We start from the raw sequence: 16,258 nt of genomic DNA, 5'->3' as shown, positions 1-16,258 counted from the left end.
TATCCATCTTACGGCCGGATTGATGCTAACCTATGGTGCCGCTCAAATCTGTTTCGGGGCTCTCAATTGTCGACTTTCGAATGGATCATCGCGCTTCTGCTCGGCGCTGTTGCATTATCGGCGCTGGCGCGGCGGATCAAGGTCCCCTACCCGACCTTTCTCGCCATCGGTGGCGCGCTGATCGCTTTCGTTCCGAACAGCCCGTCCTGGACGCTGGAGCCCGACCTTGCGCTGGCGCTCTTTGTCGCACCGGTGCTGCTCGATGCCGCTTACGATACCTCGCTGCGCGACCTCCGCAACAACTGGGTTCCGGTCTCGACGCTGGTGGTGGCCGCCGTCGGCATGACGACGGCCGGTGTCGCGCTGGTCGCGCGTTGGCTGATGCCGGAGATCCCCTGGGCCGCCGCGGTGGCGCTCGGCGCGATCGTGGCGCCGCCGGATGCGGCGGCCGCGGTCGCGATCCTGAGCCAGGTGAAGCTACCCTACCGCATGGTGAAGGTGCTGGAGGGCGAGAGCCTGCTCAACGATGCCAGCGCGCTGCTGACCTATCGCATCGCGGTCGGCGCGGTTGCCACGGAGCACCTGACGTGGAGCCAGGTCGCGCCGACCATGGTGCTGGCACTTGTCGGTAGCGTCGTTGCCGGCTATCTCGCCGCGCGATTGATGCCACTGATGATCGTGCGGATCACGCAGGCTCCCAGTTCGATCATCGTCCAGTTCGCCACCACCTTCATGGTCTGGATCGGCGCCGAACATCTCGGCCTGTCCGGCATCCTCACCATCGTCGTCTACGCCATCACGATGGCGCGCGCTGCACCCGCCCGCATGCCGGCGCGGTTGCGGGTGCCGTCCTATGCGGTCTGGGAGACGATGGTGTTCGTGCTCAACGTGCTCGCTTTCATGCTGATCGGCATGCAGATGCGACCGATCTGGACGCGGTTAGATGCGGACGTGCGCTGGGAATATTGCGTAGCGGCTGCCTGGATCCTGCTCACGGTGATCCTGGTGCGGCTCGCCTGGGTGACGTTCTATCGCACGGCGCTGCGGGCGCTGATGGCGCGCGGGGTCTATCAGCCGAAGGATCCGAAGGCGGTCGCCTCGCGCAAAGGCGGGCTGATCATCTCCTGGTGCGGCATGCGTGGCCTGGTCACGCTCGCCACCGCCTTCGCGCTGCCGGAGAACTTTCCTCATCGCGATTTCATCGTCTTCAGTGCCTTCGCGGTCGTGCTTGGCACGCTGGTCGTGCAGGGACTGACGCTGCGCCCGCTGATCCTGTTCTTCGGCCTGCGGGACGACGATCCGGTCGGCATCGAGGTCGCGCGCGCCCGCGCAATCGCCTATCGCGCCGCGCTCGATGCGATCGAGGATGATCCGTCCGAGGAAGCCGAAATCCTGCGGCTGGAGTATCGCGCCGTCCTGATGCAGGCCGACGACGATCCGCACGGGGGCATCACCAATGGCGAACTGCCCGCCGATCCCCTCCGCCGCCGCGCCATCGAGGCCGCGCGAAAAACGATCTTCGACCTGCGCGCAACCGAGGTGATCGGCGACGACGCGTTTCACAGGATCGAGGAAGAGCTCGATCGGGCGGAGCTGAGCGCGGGGGGATGAGCCGATCTCACCTCTCCCCGCAGAGAACGCAGGGCTGTCCGGGGAATGATTCACTATGCCGCAGCGCATGCCCGGCGAATCCAGCGTGAAGCGGATACTTTCTGGTTGTCGAGACCAGAAAGGGGCCGGGCATGCGCTGCGTAAATAGCATCTTTGGGGAGCTCCTCAAACCGATCGATCGGCGGCAATTTCGCGGGATTGTGGAGAAGCACGACGGCGCCTACGACAAGTCCTTCAAAAGCTGGGATCATTTGGTGACGCTCGTCGGAGCCCAGCTGGGCCAGACGATGAGTCTGCGCGCGGTCGAAGGCGCCTTCAATGCCAACTCCCATCAGCATTATCATCTGGACGTAGGCAGGATTGCTCGCTCGACGCTTTCGGATGCGAATGCGCGGCGCCCGGTTGGCGTTTTTGCCGAGACCTTCGCCATGCTGGCGGAGAAGGCTGATCGACATACGCGGGTGGAGGGAGCCGAGATGGTTCGGCTGATCGACTCGAGCCCGGTTCCGTTGGGCAAGATGTGCAAATGGGCCGAATGGAATGGTCGTATCCGCGGCATGAAGATGCACACGGTCTACGAACCGGACGGCAAGTGTCCCCGCTGCGTCGAGATTACGCCGGCGACTGTCAATGACGTCGAGATCGGCCGCCAAACCGGCCTCGAAGCCGGCGTGACTTACGTGTTCGACAAGGGTTACTACCATTTCGGCTGGTGGAAGAAGATCAATGATACCGGGGCTTTCTTTGTCACGCGCACCAAGGTGAGCACGCGCTTGCGCAAGACGAAGTCCCGGTATGTTCGCAAGACCCTCGGCGACGGTTTCAAAATCATCGACGATGCCAACGTCGTGCTTGCCAGCAGAGGCGACTCCATACTTCCGATCCCATTGCGGCGCATCAAGGTCAGGCGTGACAAAGGTGGAATGATCACGCTCATCACCAACGATCTCCAACGCACGGCAATCGAGATTGCGGCGCTTTATAAGAGCCGCTGGCAGATCGAGCTTCTGTTCCGCTGGATCAAGCAGCATCTTAATCTTCGCAAGTTCATGGCAAAAAACGACAACGCTATTCGCCTGCAAATCCTCGCCGCGATGATCGCCTATTTGCTCCTGCGCCTTGCGCGGCGTCTGAACTCCTTGAGGATGCTGGATTTGCGCTTCGCCGAGTTGGTCTGCCAACGCCTGTTCATGCGAAGTCCCATCGCAAAAATCGACAGACCTCCGCCGGTCAACCCGAGCAAGCCGAAGCCCAGATTTTCTTCCGATCAACTGGGCTTCTGCTATGAGTGATTTTTCCCCGGACAGTCCTGCAGAGAACGGGAGAGGTGAGGCACGTCTGATCATTTCCAATCGGACGATTTGCAGGTCGGTGTCATGTTCAGTGCCGGTCATCGTCGTGTGCGACGTTCCGGCCCTTGCAGAAGCTTGGATGGACCGCGCTTGCCTCGAAGTCGAGCGGCCCGTCCACCTCGTCCTTGTACTTCACGAGCACGTCCGGGCAGACGGCCTCGCGCGTCTCGAGATTGCCGCCGCAGCTCCAATTCGCGGCATCATTGACGTCGCCCGTGCCCTTGTATTTTGCGGTCTGCGGATAGGGGCACAGCGGCCGCGATAGCGCCGGCGAGAGGCTCTTGCCAACCACCTGATCCGGCGCAACGCCCTTTTCGACCCAGTTCACCAGCGCCGCGAAGTCCGCGCCGTTCTGCGGCCACGGTCCCGTGGTGCCGAGGCTGAAAATCGGCGCGCCGCAATGGCCGACACCGGGCGCATGGAACAGGCGATAGAAGCTCTGCACGCCTTCGAAGCCGGTTCGATCGTCCCGCCTTTGATAACGCTCAGCCATCCGCCGATAGTAATTGAGCACGCCGCGCGGGTAGATGAACTGGTCGTTGGCGCCGACAAATGTCAGCAGTTTTCCGCCGCGCGCCCTGAAGTCGTCGAGCGGGCCGAACGTGTCTGTCACGTCGGCGATGTTGCGAGACCCGGCTTCAGCCACTTGCGGGTAGGAGAGACCCTTGCCGCCGAGGCTGACGCTGCTCCATTTCGTCGATGGCGGCGCATAGCTCGGATCGATCAGGTTCCATTCGAACTGGGTGACGCCGAGCGGGAACGGGGTGGGCCCATCGAGAACGGAAAAGTCGCTGCCGCGGTCCAGCCCGAACCAGATGCGATCGCCATGCTTGTTGCGAGGTCCGTCCCAGATCCTGTCGACGGCCGTCGCCTCGTCCGTCGTCAGACAGTTCGGGGCCGCCGGCGCCCCCGGTCGTCCGCACACATTGGCCGTCGCACTGAAGCGGCAAACGCGAGGGTCATCGATGATACCGTCGATCGCGCCGTCTGCGGCATCGCAGGCGGCGATTGCCGATTTCTGCACCGCCACCAGTTTGGCCGGGGAAATTGCGCCGCTGGGCGATTCGCCCGCCTGTTCGAACATGGCAAGCTGCCCCCACATCTGCGCGGTCTGGAAGCGCGTCCAGTACATCGCCGGCGCGCTTGCAAGAACGCCATCGAGTTGGGAGCCGAGCTCCTGAGCCAGCAGGTAACCCTGGCGTCCCCCGGTCGAGCATCCGTTCCAGTAACTATAGCTGGGTGGCCTGCTATAGTAGGATGTCGCGATGCGCTTGGACCACTGGATCTGCTGCTTGATCCCGACGCGGAAGAAGTCCTGGATGAATTCGAGATTATAAGTGCGATTGGCATTCACGCCCGGCGTACAGTCGCCACCGCTGTGACCGCCGTCGGTACCAGATCCGACGTAGCCGGCGTTCACGGCAGCATCAACATTGAGATTTCCGGCACAGCCGCCACCGCCGAGGCCTTCTGTTCGACCGTTCCAGGCACCTGCGATGCCGCCGGATCCTCCGTCCGTCGAGTTGAGCGGCAGCCCGATCGCGATCGTGATGTTCTGGTTCGTGTTGGTGCCGTAGACCAGCGTGACGTTGCAGTACTGGATGTTGGCGGGAGCAGCTGTGTTCTTGATGCTTGCGGTCACCGTCTTGATGACTGGATTGCTCTTTAATTCAAACTGCGGATCGGTCGCCAGGCTCGCGCACGCCGGCGCTCCGCTGGCTGCAGCAACGCCGGATAGCGCGATGGCTCCAGCAGCGAGCGCGATGATTGATACGCAAAAGCGTGATATGATTCCGAGACGCTTCATGATGACCTCCCCGACTTGCCGTATTTTGCCAAGTCGTAGCATCACGATGTGGAAGCGCCCTAGAACGGGAGCGTCGTCGAATGGAAGAAAACCTTCTAACGGCGGGAATTTCCTGCCGAGCGCGCCGTGCAGTCTACTTGCGCGCTCCTCTTGAGGTCCCTGCTCGCGCCGACCTGGCCGTTTCGGACGGCGGTTCGCCAAACGTCACGCGATATCGCGCTGCAAAATGTCCCATATGCGCAAACCCCCATTTCAGCGCCACGTCGCGGATCGTCAGCGTGTTCAAAGGGGACGACAATTCCGCCTGTACGGCCTCTAGACGGATCTCGCGCAAATAGGCGAGCGGCGTGACGCTCCGGAACCGGCGAAATCCATATTGCAGAGATCGCACACAGATTCCCGCAGCCTGCGCCACTTCGCTCAAAGTCAACGGTTGGTGCATATTGGCGCGCATAAAATCGATTGCTTCCGTGACCTGACGCGACGTGGCATCCGCTCGTCGACGATGCAAGCGATCGGTCGAGCCATGGGGGAAGCTCAGAAGGACCAATCGCAGAATGGCCTCCCCGAGCAGCGCCATTGACTTCTCGGACCGAAGCGACGTGTCACGCATGCCGACCCCGATGGCTTCGCCCAGGGTCCTGAGCACGCGTCCTGCCGGAGAGGCGAGATCGAGTTGCGGGCCGAGCTCGATGTTGCGCATTGCAGCGCCCTCGCAAATGGCGGAAAGGGTCTTTTGCACGGTCGGCACGTCGAATTCGAGCGTGACGTGCCCGTGCGTGCCGCGACCAGAATACGAGATCGAGCCGACATCGGGCACGCTAAGCGCAAGCGCGTAGTTCCGGTCGATTGCCACGGTCCGGTTTCGAACCCTGGCACTCACGAGCCCAGTGCTGGGCAGCACGAGGCCGAGCCTTTGCTTCTGCTGCGGGAACCGGCAAGTCCAGTCGATCTCGGACTCGACCTCCCACCAGGAAAAGCCGCTCACTGAGGCAAACCTGCCTTGCCACCGAAATGCGCTCTGGCCGCTGTTGAGCTCTATCCTCGCATGAGGCGCGAGCAGGTTGAACGTGCTCAGAAATGTCTCGAAGCTTTCGTCGCGGCTGCTGAGATCGCGGTACATCAGGTCGCCCGGCCCATCGTGACACTTTTGCCAACCGCACTTCGCTCAAATTCAATCCCAAACACGCAATATTGTCCAGTACGCGCAGTCCTTGATCGATCGGCATTTTGTTCCGCATCTCGCCGCCATAGTATCGACTTCCGGCGCCTCGCCGAGGACACGAGAACCGTTCGATGGACCTGCCGCTCTTCCATCTCTACGGCGACCCGCCCGATCCTCGTGCGTTCAATTTCGTTCACGCCGAGACGATCCCGTCACGCAGCTCGCGTCACGATTGGAGGATTTGCACCCATCGCCACGCCAACCTGTCGCAGATTCTGGTGATCGAGCGTGGCGGCGGTGAAGTGCAGTACGAAGCATCGACGGCGGCCCTTTCTAGCCCAGCCATTATCCTGGTGCCCCCGACGGTAGCCCACGGATTCAGATTTCAGACCTCGACGGATGGGTGGGTTATAAGCTTCACGGAAGACGTGGCGCGGACGTTCGGCGATCCTTCGGGAGAGACTATCGCATGCCTGAAAGGGTCGATGATGAATCCGGTGCTTTCGGTCACGCAGGGCAAGAACATGGCCCGCCTGTCCGAGCTATGCGCGAGCTTGACTGAAGAGCGCCTTCAGTCCCGCGACGGATTCCGCATCGCAATGAATAGCTACGTTGCCCTGATCGCGGTCGAGGTGTGCCGCCTTGTGACGAGCCACGATCTATCGTCAGCCCACACCGGGGATGCAACGGTCGCAAAACTGCTCAAATTGATAGAAGCCCATTTTCGCGGCCAACGATCGCTGGCTTTCTATGCCGCGAAGCTCGCGATGACGTCAGATCACCTCAATAAGCACGTGAAGCGCGTGACCGGAGTAACGGCCGGCCAGTTGATCAGGCAAAGGGTGTTGACGGAAGCGAAGCGACTGCTTGCGTTCTCGAATCAACCGATCAACGAGATCGCATATGATCTCGCCTTTGCCGACCCGTCCCACTTCGCGCGCTCGTTTCGCGAGGACACGGGTGTAACCCCACGAACCTTCCGCGAACGGGCGGGCCGGTTGACTTGAGCTCGCAGCTACGCCCCCGCCTTGCAGGTGATGCCGCCGTCGACCACGAGCTCGATTCCCGTCACATATTTCGACTCGTCCGACGCCAGGAACAGCGCCGCATTGGCGACGTCGAAGGCGTCGCCCATGTGACCCATCGGCACCTGGGCGTCGCGGGCGCGCCACATCGCCTCAACGTCGCCCCTGGCATAGCTGGCGGCGAGGCCGATGGAATGCTCCACCATCGGCGTCTTCATCAGGCCTGGCAGGATGGCATTCACCCGCACATGATGCTGGGCGAACTCGATCGCGGTGGTGCGCGTCATCTGGTTCATCGCCGCCTTCGAGGTGCCGTAAGTGACATAGGAGATGCCCATGTGGCGGATCGACGCGATGGAGGAAATGTTGATGATCGAGCCGCCGCCCTGCTTCACCATGACGGGAATGACGTGCTTCATGGCGAAATAGGCGCTCTTGAGGTTGACGCTGAAGACGCGGTCCCAGCTTTCTTCCGTCACCTCGACCACGCTGCCCATCTCGGCGATGCCGACATTGTTGTCGAGCACGTCGATGCGACCGTAAGTGCTCAGGCACGCGGCGACCATCGCCTCCACTTCGCTCGCGCGCGAGACGTCGGCCGTGAACGCCGTCGCCTTGCCGCCTTCGTCCGTGATGAGCTTCGCGGTCTCTTCAGCGGCGGCGCCGTTGCGATCGACGCAAAGCACCTGCGCGCCCTCGCGCGCGAACGTGACCGCGGTCGCCTTGCCGTTGCCCCAGCCCGGCCCGATCGAACCGGCGCCCACCACCATCGCAACCTTGCCCTTGAGCCGATCCATCGCGCGTTCTCCCGTGTTGTTATTCTTGTAGCCCGGATTGCGCTGCGCTCCATCCGGGCTACGGGTCGTTGCAGATTTTCATCGTCGTCACGTTAGCACCAATGGGGTGACCGACGATCTCCGACAATGTCCGGCACGCGCCGTCATGGCATAGCCGCCATTCGCCGGCCGCTCCGGAATTGCCGAGCACGACCTCCGGCATCGGCGCGCGCTGCGGGCGCCACTGAAACCAGCCGTCAACGAGCCGCGCTTCCGGTGGCGGCTCCATGCCGGCGCCGGAGCCTTTCACCCGCGCCTGCACCAGTTCAAGCCCGGCCGGCGTCACGCGCCAGTCCTCCTGCCAATCGACTTTCTCGATCGAATGCGTCCAGACCAGCGTGAAGGCGGACAGCGCCAGCGCCTTCACGCCGCCCGCTGTTGCGAAGCAGAGGCTCACACCGCCTCGAGCGTTGCCGACGGGCGCTGCCGCCACTGCCACAGCACCAGCGCGGCCGAGAGCACGAAACCTGCGGTGTCGCTGAACCTGAAATCGCCGAGCAGGCAGAGCGCCGCACCGAGCGCGATCACGCGCTCGATCAGCGTCAGGCGCGTGAACAGAAAGCCGATCGCGACCATGCCGAACAGCGCGATCGCGACCAGCGCCTTGAACGTGGCGAGCGCCACCGCGCCATAGAAGCCGAGTTGCGCCGCCATGGGATCGCCCGCCTGGAGCATCAGGGCCGGCGAATAGACGAAGATGAAGGGAATGACGTAGCCCGCGAGCGCGATGCGCATTGCCTCCCAGCCGATCTTGTCCGGATTCTCCTTGGCGATCGGCGCCGCCGCGAGGGCGGCCAGCGCCACCGGCGGCGAGAGGTCGGCCATGATGCCGTAGTAGAACGCGAACATGTGGCTCGCGATCAGCGGCACGCCAAGCTTTGCCAGCGCGGGCGCGGCAAGCGCGGCGGTGATGATGTAGGTCGGGATTGTCGGGATGCCGGTGCCGAGCAGGATCGACAGCAGCATCGTCATGATCAGCGCCAGGAACAGGCTTTTCTCGCCAAGGCCGATGACCCAGCCTCCAAAGATGGTGCCGACACCGGTCTGCGACATCATGCCGATGATGACGCCGACGATGGCGCAGGCCATGCCAACAGTGATGGCGGATTTTGCGCTTTCGGCGAGCGAGTCGCGGCAGGCCCGCAGCGCCGCAAAGCCGCCGCGCACGAACGCAGTGATCACGATTAGTGCGACGACGACGCCTGCGACCGGCACGATCTGGAGACCGTGATGCGACAGCGCGGCGACGACAAGCGCAAGCCCGATCCAGAAGATGGAGCGGACCAGTGTGGACGGAGCGCCGGCCGTGATGCTGGCGCCCAGGATCAGCGCCACGGTCAGCGCGAGGCCCATGCTGCCGGCGTAAAGCGGCGTAAAGCCCTCGAACAGCATGTAGACCAGCGCTGCCAGCGGCAGCACGAGATACCAGCGCGTCACCAGCGCCTTCCACGCGCTCGGGATCTCCGAGCGCTTCATGCCGGTAAGGCCGTGCTTGCCGGCTTCCAGATGCACCATCCAGAACGCGGAGGCGAAATAGAGCATCGCGGGAATCGCGGCCGCTTTGACGATCTCGGAATATTGGACCCCTAGCGTCTCCGCCATGATAAAGGCGACGGCGCCCATCACCGGCGGCATGATCTGCCCGCCCATCGACGCCGTGGCTTCGACGCCGGCGGCAAAGGCGCGGCGATAGCCGAACCTGATCATCAGGGGAATCGTGAACTGGCCGACGGTGACGACGTTGGCGACGCCCGACCCGGAGATCGTGCCCATCATGCCGGACGCGAACACCGCGACCTTGGCCGGACCCCGCGGGTGCGGCCAAACAGGCCGAGCGAGACATCGGTAAAAAGCTGGATCATGCCGGCGCGTTCCAGGAACGAGCCGAACAGGATGAACAGGAAGATATAGGTCGCCGAGACGTAGATCGGCACGCCGTAAAAGCCTTCGGTGCCGAACGACAGATGGGTGACGATCTGGTCGAAATCATAGCCGCGATGGTTGAGTGGCGACGGCAGATATTGACCGAAGAACCAGTAGACGAGACACGCGCCGCACATCAGCGGCAGCGCCGCACCCATCAGCCGCCGCGTGCCCTCGAAGATCAGGACCGCGAGCAGCGTGCCGACCGCGAGATCGAGCCTGGTCGGATCGCCGTCGCGCGCGATCAGATCGGCATAGAAGATCCATTGATAGAGCCCGCACAGGAAACCGGCGCCGCCGACCAGCCAGCCAAGCGCGCGGCCGAGATCGCCCTTGGCGGTGAAGTTGCCGATCAGGCCAAAGGTGAGGAGGATGAGGAAGCCGACATGGACGGCGCGCACCACCTGGCTCGGCAAATAGTTGAAGGCGGCGACATAGAGCTGGAAGGCGGCAAAGGCGATGCCGATCCAGTAGGCGAGCGCGCCCCACCAGCCCGGGCCAAAACCTTCCGGGAAACCATGCTCGAAATTGTCGAACTCGACCTTGACGGGCGCTTCCGTGCCCTCTGGCTTTTCCAGCATCTCAAATCGTCCTTGCCCGCTCACGCGAGATAGCATTGGCAGAGGGCTCCAAAAACGCCATGCCCGGGCTTATCCCGGGCATTTGCGAAAGTCCCTCGTCGTCATTCCGGGTTCGATGCTGCGCATCGGCCCGGAATGACTGACAGAGGCTTACTTGATCAGCCCTTTTTCCTTGTAATAGCGGATCGCACCGGGGTGCAGCGGAACCGGGCTGCCGGTCGCCGCCGTCTCCAGCTTGATCTCCTTGCCGGCCGCATGTGCGTTGGCAAGCTCGGGCAGCGACTCGTAAATCAGCTTGGTCATCTGGTAGGCGAGATCGTCCGACACCGCGGAGCTGGTCACGAGGTAATTGACCACGGCCGCGGTCGGCACGTCCTTGTCCTGGCCGGTATAGGTGTTGGCGGGAATGATCGCCGCGATGAAGGGCGGGCCGATCTTGTCGACAGTCTCCTTCGGCACCGCGACCACGCTGATCGCGCTCGAGCTCGAGAGATCCTTCAGTGAGGCGACGCCGAGGCCCGCCGATTGCAGCGTCGCGCCGAGCTGACGGTTCTTCATGAGATCGACGGATTCGGCGAATGGCAGGTACTCGACCTTGCCGAGATCCTTGTAGGTCATGCCGGCGGCCGCCAGGATGGCGCGCGAGTTCAGCTCCGTGCCCGATTTCGGCGCGCCGACCGAGAGGCTCTTGCCCTTGAGGTCCGCCAGCGTCTTGATGCCGCTCTCGGCGGTGGCGACGATCTGAATGTAGTTCGGATAGATCGCGCCGATGGTGCGCAGCTTGTCCAGCTTGGTCTTGAAGCCGGCTTCCTCGTTGCCCTCCCAGGCCGCTTTCAGCGAGTCCCCCAGCGTGAACGCCAGCTCGCCGCGGCCCTGCTGCAGCAGGATCAGATTCTCGACCGACGCCTTGGTGGCCTGCACCTGTGTCTTCACGTTCGGAATTTTGTCGCCGTAGATCTTCCCGATTGCGACGCCGAGCGGATAGTAGACGCCGGAGGTGCCGCCGGTCAGCACGTTGATGAACGATTGCGCATGCGCGCAAGGTGCCGACGCCGCCAGAGCCAAAGCCGTGGCCGCGCCGAAAAGCTTCAATTTCATGATTCTTGTACTCCCCAAACTGGCGGGCAAATTGGCCGGATGAGGCGAGCGGGTCAACCCATCCAAAAGGCAAATCGGGGCTGCGCCAAGCAGCCGTTTTCCGCGGCCGCTGGGGAACCTGAAGATGCGGCGACGTGGCGCAGTCGATGCCACCGGGCTCGGTGTCACACCTTCTCTCCGGCTCTTTTCAGCTTGAACCGCGCCTCGATCCCGGGACAATAGCTCTTAACCAAGGCCGGCAGTTGATCCGGGTCATGGCGGGCCTGACGTCCTGCCGTCAGATCAGAGCCAGGCAAATAAAGGGAACGGGAGCGCGGCAATGAATGTTCAGGCAAAGAGCAGATATCACGAGGTCCACGCGCGCTCGCTGGCCGATCCCGCGGGTTTCTGGGCCGAGGCGGCGCAGGAGATCGACTGGATCGAGCCGCCGAAAAAGATATTCAATCCCGCGCAGGGCGTCTACGGCCGCTGGTTCAGCGGCGGCGTCGTCAACACCTGCTACAATGCGCTCGACCGCCATGTCGAACGCGGCCGCGCCGACCAGGTCGCGCTGATCCATGATTCGCCGTTGGCCAACTCGGTCACCAAATTCACCTATGCCGAGCTGCTGGCCGAGGTGCAGGCGCTCGCCGCCATCATGCAGGATTTCGGCGTCGCCAAGGGCGACCGCGTCATCCTCTACATGCCGATGGTGCCGGAGGCCGTGGTCGCGATGCTCGCCTGCGCGCGCATCGGCGCGGTGCATTCCGTGGTGTTCGGCGGCTTTGCCGCGAAGGAGCTCGCGACGCGCATCGACGATGCGCAGCCGAAACTCATTCTGTCCGCGAGCTGCGGCATCGAGCCCGGCCGCATCGTGCACTACAAGCCGCTGCTCGACGAGGCGATCAGGCTTGCCGGGAGCAAACCGAAGGCGTGCATCGTGCTGCAACGTCCGCAGCATATCTGCAGCCTCACGCCAAAGCGCGATTACGATTGGGCGAGCCTGCGCCGCAAGGCGATGAATGACGGCAAGAAGGCGGCTTGCGTTCCGGTAGCTGCCACCGATCCGCTCTACATCCTCTACACGTCAGGTACGACCGGCATTCCCAAGGGCGTGGTGCGCGACAATGGCGGCCATCTGGTCGCGGTGAAATGGTCGATGTTCAACCTCTATGGCGTCAAGCCGGGCGAGGTCTGGTGGTGCGGCTCCGACATCGGCTGGGTGGTCGGCCACAGCTACATCGTCTATGGCCCGCTGCTGCACGGCGCGACCACGATCATGTACGAGGGCAAACCGGTCGGCACGCCCGATGCCGGGGCATTCTGGCGCGTCATCAGCGAGCACAAGGCGGTTGCCTTCTTCACCGCGCCGACGGCGTTCCGCGCCATCCGCAAAGAGGATCCGGAAGGCAAGTTCATCCGGCAATACGATCTCTCCAAATTCCGCACCCTGTTTCTCGCCGGCGAGCGCGCCGATCCGCCGACGGTCGAATGGGCGGAGCAACAGTTGAAGGTGCCGGTGATCGACCATTGGTGGCAGACCGAGACCGGCTGGTGCATCGCCGGCAATCCGGTCGGGTTGGGCATGCTGCCGGTGAAGCACGGTTCGCCGACCGTGCCGATGCCGGGATACCAGGTCGACGTCGTAGATGAAGCGGCAAAGCCGGTCGGTCCCAACACCATGGGCTCGATCGTCATCAAGCTGCCGATGCCGCCGGGCTGCCTGCCGACGCTGTGGAATCAGGATGCGCGCTTCAAGGAAGCCTATCTCACCGAATTTCCCGGCTATTACAAAACCTCCGATGCCGGCTACAAGGACGAGGACGGTTATGTCTTCGTGATGGGCCGCACCGACGACATCATCAACGTCGCGGGCCATCGTCTCTCCACCGGCGGCATGGAGGAGATTTTGGCCTCGCATCCGGACGTCGCCGAATGCGCTGTGCTTGGCGTCAAGGACGCGATCAAGGGCGAGGTGCCCTGCGGCTTCCTGGTGCTCAAGGCCGGCGTCAAGCGCGCGCCCGCCGAGATCGAGAAGGAAATCATCGCGCTGGTGCGCGACAAGCTCGGCCCCGTCGCCGCCTTCAAGCTCGCCATCACCGTCGGTCGCCTGCCCAAGACGCGCTCGGGCAAGATCCTGCGCGGCACCATCAAGAAGATCGCCGACGGCGATGCGTGGGCGATGCCGGCGACCATCGAGGACCCGAAGGTGCTGGACGAGATCGGGGAGGCGCTGAAGGGGAGGGTGTAACGGTTGCGATGGGGCTTGAATAGGCCGCATTTTTCCGCTCAACCCTCATCCTGAGGAGCGCGCTCTTCGCGCGCGTCTCGAAGGATGAAAGGCCCCGCTGTTGCGTCCGGGCCTGCATGGTTCGAGACGCCCGCTGCGCGGGCTCCTCACCATGAGGATGAAGGGCCTGCTATGAGTTCGAAGCCGTTTCTTGCGATTGCGTTTGCGGGCCTCATCCTCTCCGCCTGCTCGGCGCGCTATCAGACGCCGGTCGCGATGGGCGGTGACGACGACGATGCCGTGTGCCAGAGCCGTGGCTATGCGTCCGGCTCGCCGGAATACGTGGCCTGCCGCAAGGATCGCGATGTCCAGCGCAGCGCCGCCACCGCCCGCGCCGACCGCCGCCAGCGCGATCTCGGCGAATACATGCTGAACCATCCGGAGCGGCCGTAAGGCACTGCATCATCCTGCCGCGCTTCTGCATCACACGCGCGAATATCTCCCCGCTGTCGTCCCGGCGAAGGCCGGGACCCATACCGCGGAATCTATCGATCGCGGCGGTAGAAGTACCGAACTGCGGATCTTCGCCAAACTACTCTCTGGGGTTATGGGTCCCGCCCTCGCCGGGACGACACCTGAGAGCGTGGTGATGTCCTTTCTCGCAACCAAAAACAAAAACGCGGCAGGTCTGACCCTGCCGCGATCATAGTGCATTCGAATAGCAACCAAGAGAAGGATTACTCCTCCTCTTGCTCCTGCTTCTTGCCGCCGAGGGTCTTCAGCTTAGCGAACACGGCGTCGACGTTGAGGTCGTCGCCGGACTTCTCCGCCGGCTCGAACTCGTCCTTCTTGGTGGTCTCGGAGGCCGGCAGCAGCGTCGCGCCGCCATAGGCTGCGTCGATCGGCTTTTCCTTGGCCGCGCGCGCCACCTCGAAATCGAGCTCGATCTGCGAGCAGAGGCCGAGCGTCACCGGATCGATCGGCGTCAGCGAGGACGTATTCCAGTGGGTGCGGTCACGGACGCTCGCGATCGTGCTCTTGGTGGTGCCGACCAGGCGCATGATCTGGGCGTCCTTGAGTTCGGGATGGTTGCGCAGCAGCCAGAGGATGGCGCTCGGGCGCTCGTGGCGGCGCGACACCGGGGTGTAGCGCGGGCCCTTGCGCTTGGGTTGGGGCGGCAGCACCACCTTGCTCTCCTGCAGCCGGAGCCGGGCGTCCGGATTCTTCTCCGCCTTCTCGATCTCCTCGCGGGTGAGCTGGCCGTTGGAGATCGGGTCCATGCCCTTGATGCCCTGGGCGGCGTCGCCGTCCGCGATCGCCCGGATCTCGAGAGGATGCATCTTGGTGAAATCGGCGACCTGGTCGAAGGTCAGCGCCGTGTTGTCGAGCAGCCAGACGGCGGTCGCCTTGGGCATCAGAGGTGCGTTGCTCATGGCAAATCTCCTTTGTGCTTCGCCCACCCCCTTGGAGGCGAAGCCGGTGGTCATCAGCGATGACTGGGAATTCGCGCTATATAAGCCCGGAGGGGGTAGCCACGCAATGGTTCTGCTATAGATAGTGCCTTGACAGCGCCCGAAAGGGGGCCCAATTCCCTGTAAGCCCGTACCCAAGCCCTATTTCATTCATCGACCGTTTCCCGCCCGTTTTGCGCAGTGATTCGGTCCCGAGATCGCTCAATGTCAGCCAAACCAGACCTCAAGATCGTGCTTTGTTCTCCTCGCGGCTTCTGTGCCGGGGTGGTCCGGGCGATCGACACCGTGGAACGGGCGCTCGATAAATACGGTGCCCCGGTCTATGTTCGCCATGAGATTGTGCACAACAAATACGTCGTCGACGGGTTGAAAAAGAAGGGTGCCATCTTCGTCGAGGAGCTGGCGGAGATCCCGGCAAACACCACCGCGCCGGTGGTGTTCTCGGCCCATGGCGTGCCGAAGTCGGTTCCGTCGGACGCCCAGTCCCGCAACCTGTTCTCGTTGGACGCGACCTGCCCGCTGGTGACCAAGGTGCACCGCGAGGCCGCGATCCATTTCAAGCGCGGCCGCGAGATCTTCCTGATCGGACATTCCCATCACCCCGAGGTGGTCGGCACGCTGGGCCAGCTTCCGGTTGGTGCCGTGACGCTGATCGAGACCGCCGAGGACGCCAAGACCATCGCTCCGAAGGATCCGAACAACCTCGCCTTCGTGACCCAGACCACGCTGTCGATCGACGACACCGCGGAGATCGTGGCGCTGCTGAAGGAGCGCTTCCCGAACATCAACGGGCCGCACAAGGAAGACATCTGCTACGCCACCACCAACCGCCAGCTCGCGGTGAAGAAGGTGGCGCCGGTGGTCGACGCCCTGATCGTGGTCGGTGCGCCGAACTCGTCGAACTCGCAGCGCCTGCGCGAAGTCGCCGAGCGCGAGGGCTGCCCGATCGCGGTGCTGGCGCAGCGCGCCGCCGAGATCGACTGGAAGCGGTTCGAGAACATCACGAGCCTCGGCATCACGGCGGGCGCCTCGGCGCCGGAAGTGATCGTCGAGGAGATCATGGACGCCTTCGCCGAGCGCTTCACGCTGCATGTCGAGACGGTCTCGGCCGCGGAGGAGAACGAGTTCTTCCCGCTGCCGCGCCAGGTGCGCCCCGAAGCCGCCGCCGAGTAGACCTTG

The 16,258-nt window shown here is 63.3% G+C and carries 12 protein-coding genes and 1 pseudogene; 6 read left to right on the top strand and 7 right to left on the bottom strand.

What is annotated here, in order from left to right:
* Positions 1–66 precede the first annotated feature (66 nt).
* Complete coding sequence (locus AB8Z38_RS19625) at positions 67–1,611, top strand: cation:proton antiporter (RefSeq protein WP_369719520.1); 1,545 nt, start codon at positions 67–69, stop codon at positions 1,609–1,611.
* Between the two features lie 131 nt (positions 1,612–1,742).
* Positions 1,743–2,903 carry an IS4 family transposase gene (locus AB8Z38_RS19620; protein ID WP_369719519.1) on the top strand — a complete coding sequence of 387 codons (1,161 nt, stop codon included), beginning with the start codon at positions 1,743–1,745 and terminating at the stop codon, positions 2,901–2,903.
* An 88-nt stretch (positions 2,904–2,991) separates the two neighbouring features.
* Here AB8Z38_RS19620 and AB8Z38_RS19615 read toward each other — a convergent pair whose 3' ends face one another.
* A complete protein-coding gene (locus tag AB8Z38_RS19615; RefSeq protein WP_369719518.1) occupies positions 2,992–4,770 on the bottom strand; it encodes a tannase/feruloyl esterase family alpha/beta hydrolase in 1,779 nt (592 codons plus the stop codon).
* Between the two features lie 133 nt (positions 4,771–4,903).
* The gene (locus AB8Z38_RS19610; RefSeq protein ID WP_369719517.1) at positions 4,904–5,893 is read right to left on the bottom strand and encodes a helix-turn-helix transcriptional regulator; all 990 of its coding nucleotides are present in this window, start codon (positions 5,891–5,893) and stop codon (positions 4,904–4,906) included.
* A gap of 173 nt (positions 5,894–6,066) precedes the next feature.
* On the opposite strand from AB8Z38_RS19610, the gene AB8Z38_RS19605 reads away from it, so the two are divergent.
* On the top strand, positions 6,067–6,942 hold the full coding sequence (locus tag AB8Z38_RS19605) for a helix-turn-helix domain-containing protein (RefSeq protein WP_369719516.1): 876 nt from the start codon (positions 6,067–6,069) through the stop codon (positions 6,940–6,942).
* Positions 6,943–6,950: 8 nt separating this feature from the next.
* Here AB8Z38_RS19605 and AB8Z38_RS19600 read toward each other — a convergent pair whose 3' ends face one another.
* From AB8Z38_RS19600 to AB8Z38_RS19585, 4 genes and pseudogenes are all read right to left on the bottom strand, one after another.
* Entirely contained in the window at positions 6,951–7,757 is an 807-nt protein-coding gene (locus tag AB8Z38_RS19600) for an SDR family NAD(P)-dependent oxidoreductase (RefSeq protein ID WP_369719515.1), read from the bottom strand.
* A 58-nt stretch (positions 7,758–7,815) separates the two neighbouring features.
* Positions 7,816–8,193 (bottom strand): DUF1850 domain-containing protein, encoded by a 378-nt coding sequence (locus AB8Z38_RS19595; protein WP_369719514.1) that lies wholly within the window; start codon positions 8,191–8,193, stop codon positions 7,816–7,818.
* Positions 8,190–9,856, bottom strand: a pseudogene (locus AB8Z38_RS19590) (TRAP transporter permease). The gene AB8Z38_RS19595 and the pseudogene AB8Z38_RS19590 overlap by 4 nt, the downstream one beginning before the upstream one ends.
* Before the next feature lie 594 nt (positions 9,857–10,450).
* The gene (locus tag AB8Z38_RS19585; protein ID WP_369719513.1) at positions 10,451–11,398 is read right to left on the bottom strand and encodes a TAXI family TRAP transporter solute-binding subunit; all 948 of its coding nucleotides are present in this window, start codon (positions 11,396–11,398) and stop codon (positions 10,451–10,453) included.
* 319 nt (positions 11,399–11,717) lie between these two features.
* On the opposite strand from AB8Z38_RS19585, the gene AB8Z38_RS19580 reads away from it, so the two are divergent.
* Together AB8Z38_RS19580 and AB8Z38_RS19575 are read left to right on the top strand one after the other, a co-directional pair.
* On the top strand, positions 11,718–13,628 hold the full coding sequence (locus AB8Z38_RS19580; RefSeq protein WP_369719512.1) for a propionyl-CoA synthetase: 1,911 nt from the start codon (positions 11,718–11,720) through the stop codon (positions 13,626–13,628).
* Positions 13,629–13,799: 171 nt separating this feature from the next.
* Positions 13,800–14,060, top strand: coding sequence for a hypothetical protein (locus tag AB8Z38_RS19575; RefSeq protein WP_369719511.1), 261 nt, complete (start codon positions 13,800–13,802; stop codon positions 14,058–14,060).
* 284 nt (positions 14,061–14,344) lie between these two features.
* Here the strand turns inward: AB8Z38_RS19575 and AB8Z38_RS19570 are convergent, their stop codons facing one another.
* Entirely contained in the window at positions 14,345–15,040 is a 696-nt protein-coding gene (locus tag AB8Z38_RS19570; protein ID WP_369719510.1) for a DUF1013 domain-containing protein, read from the bottom strand.
* A 243-nt stretch (positions 15,041–15,283) separates the two neighbouring features.
* On the opposite strand from AB8Z38_RS19570, the gene ispH reads away from it, so the two are divergent.
* Entirely contained in the window at positions 15,284–16,252 is a 969-nt protein-coding gene (gene ispH, locus AB8Z38_RS19565; RefSeq protein ID WP_369719509.1) for a 4-hydroxy-3-methylbut-2-enyl diphosphate reductase, read from the top strand.
* The last annotated feature ends 6 nt before the right edge of the window (positions 16,253–16,258 follow it).

It is taken from the genome of Bradyrhizobium sp. LLZ17, from assembly GCF_041200145.1.
Lineage (GTDB): Bacteria > Pseudomonadota > Alphaproteobacteria > Rhizobiales > Xanthobacteraceae > Bradyrhizobium.
The sequence above is the reverse complement of the archived record's forward strand: the minus strand, read 5'-3'. Positions and strand labels throughout refer to the sequence as shown.

Coding starts and splice junctions, on each gene's coding strand:
- AB8Z38_RS19610 (WP_369719517.1), bottom strand. CDS start 5,893: ATGTACCGCGATCTCAGCAGCCGCGACGAAAGCTTCGAGACATTTCTG.
- AB8Z38_RS19570 (WP_369719510.1), bottom strand. CDS start 15,040: ATGAGCAACGCACCTCTGATGCCCAAGGCGACCGCCGTCTGGCTGCTC.
- AB8Z38_RS19620 (WP_369719519.1), top strand. CDS start 1,743: ATGCGCTGCGTAAATAGCATCTTTGGGGAGCTCCTCAAACCGATCGAT.
- AB8Z38_RS19575 (WP_369719511.1), top strand. CDS start 13,800: ATGAGTTCGAAGCCGTTTCTTGCGATTGCGTTTGCGGGCCTCATCCTC.
- AB8Z38_RS19615 (WP_369719518.1), bottom strand. CDS start 4,770: ATGAAGCGTCTCGGAATCATATCACGCTTTTGCGTATCAATCATCGCG.
- AB8Z38_RS19605 (WP_369719516.1), top strand. CDS start 6,067: ATGGACCTGCCGCTCTTCCATCTCTACGGCGACCCGCCCGATCCTCGT.
- AB8Z38_RS19585 (WP_369719513.1), bottom strand. CDS start 11,398: ATGAAATTGAAGCTTTTCGGCGCGGCCACGGCTTTGGCTCTGGCGGCG.
- AB8Z38_RS19580 (WP_369719512.1), top strand. CDS start 11,718: ATGAATGTTCAGGCAAAGAGCAGATATCACGAGGTCCACGCGCGCTCG.
- ispH (WP_369719509.1), top strand. CDS start 15,284: ATGTCAGCCAAACCAGACCTCAAGATCGTGCTTTGTTCTCCTCGCGGC.
- AB8Z38_RS19600 (WP_369719515.1), bottom strand. CDS start 7,757: ATGGATCGGCTCAAGGGCAAGGTTGCGATGGTGGTGGGCGCCGGTTCG.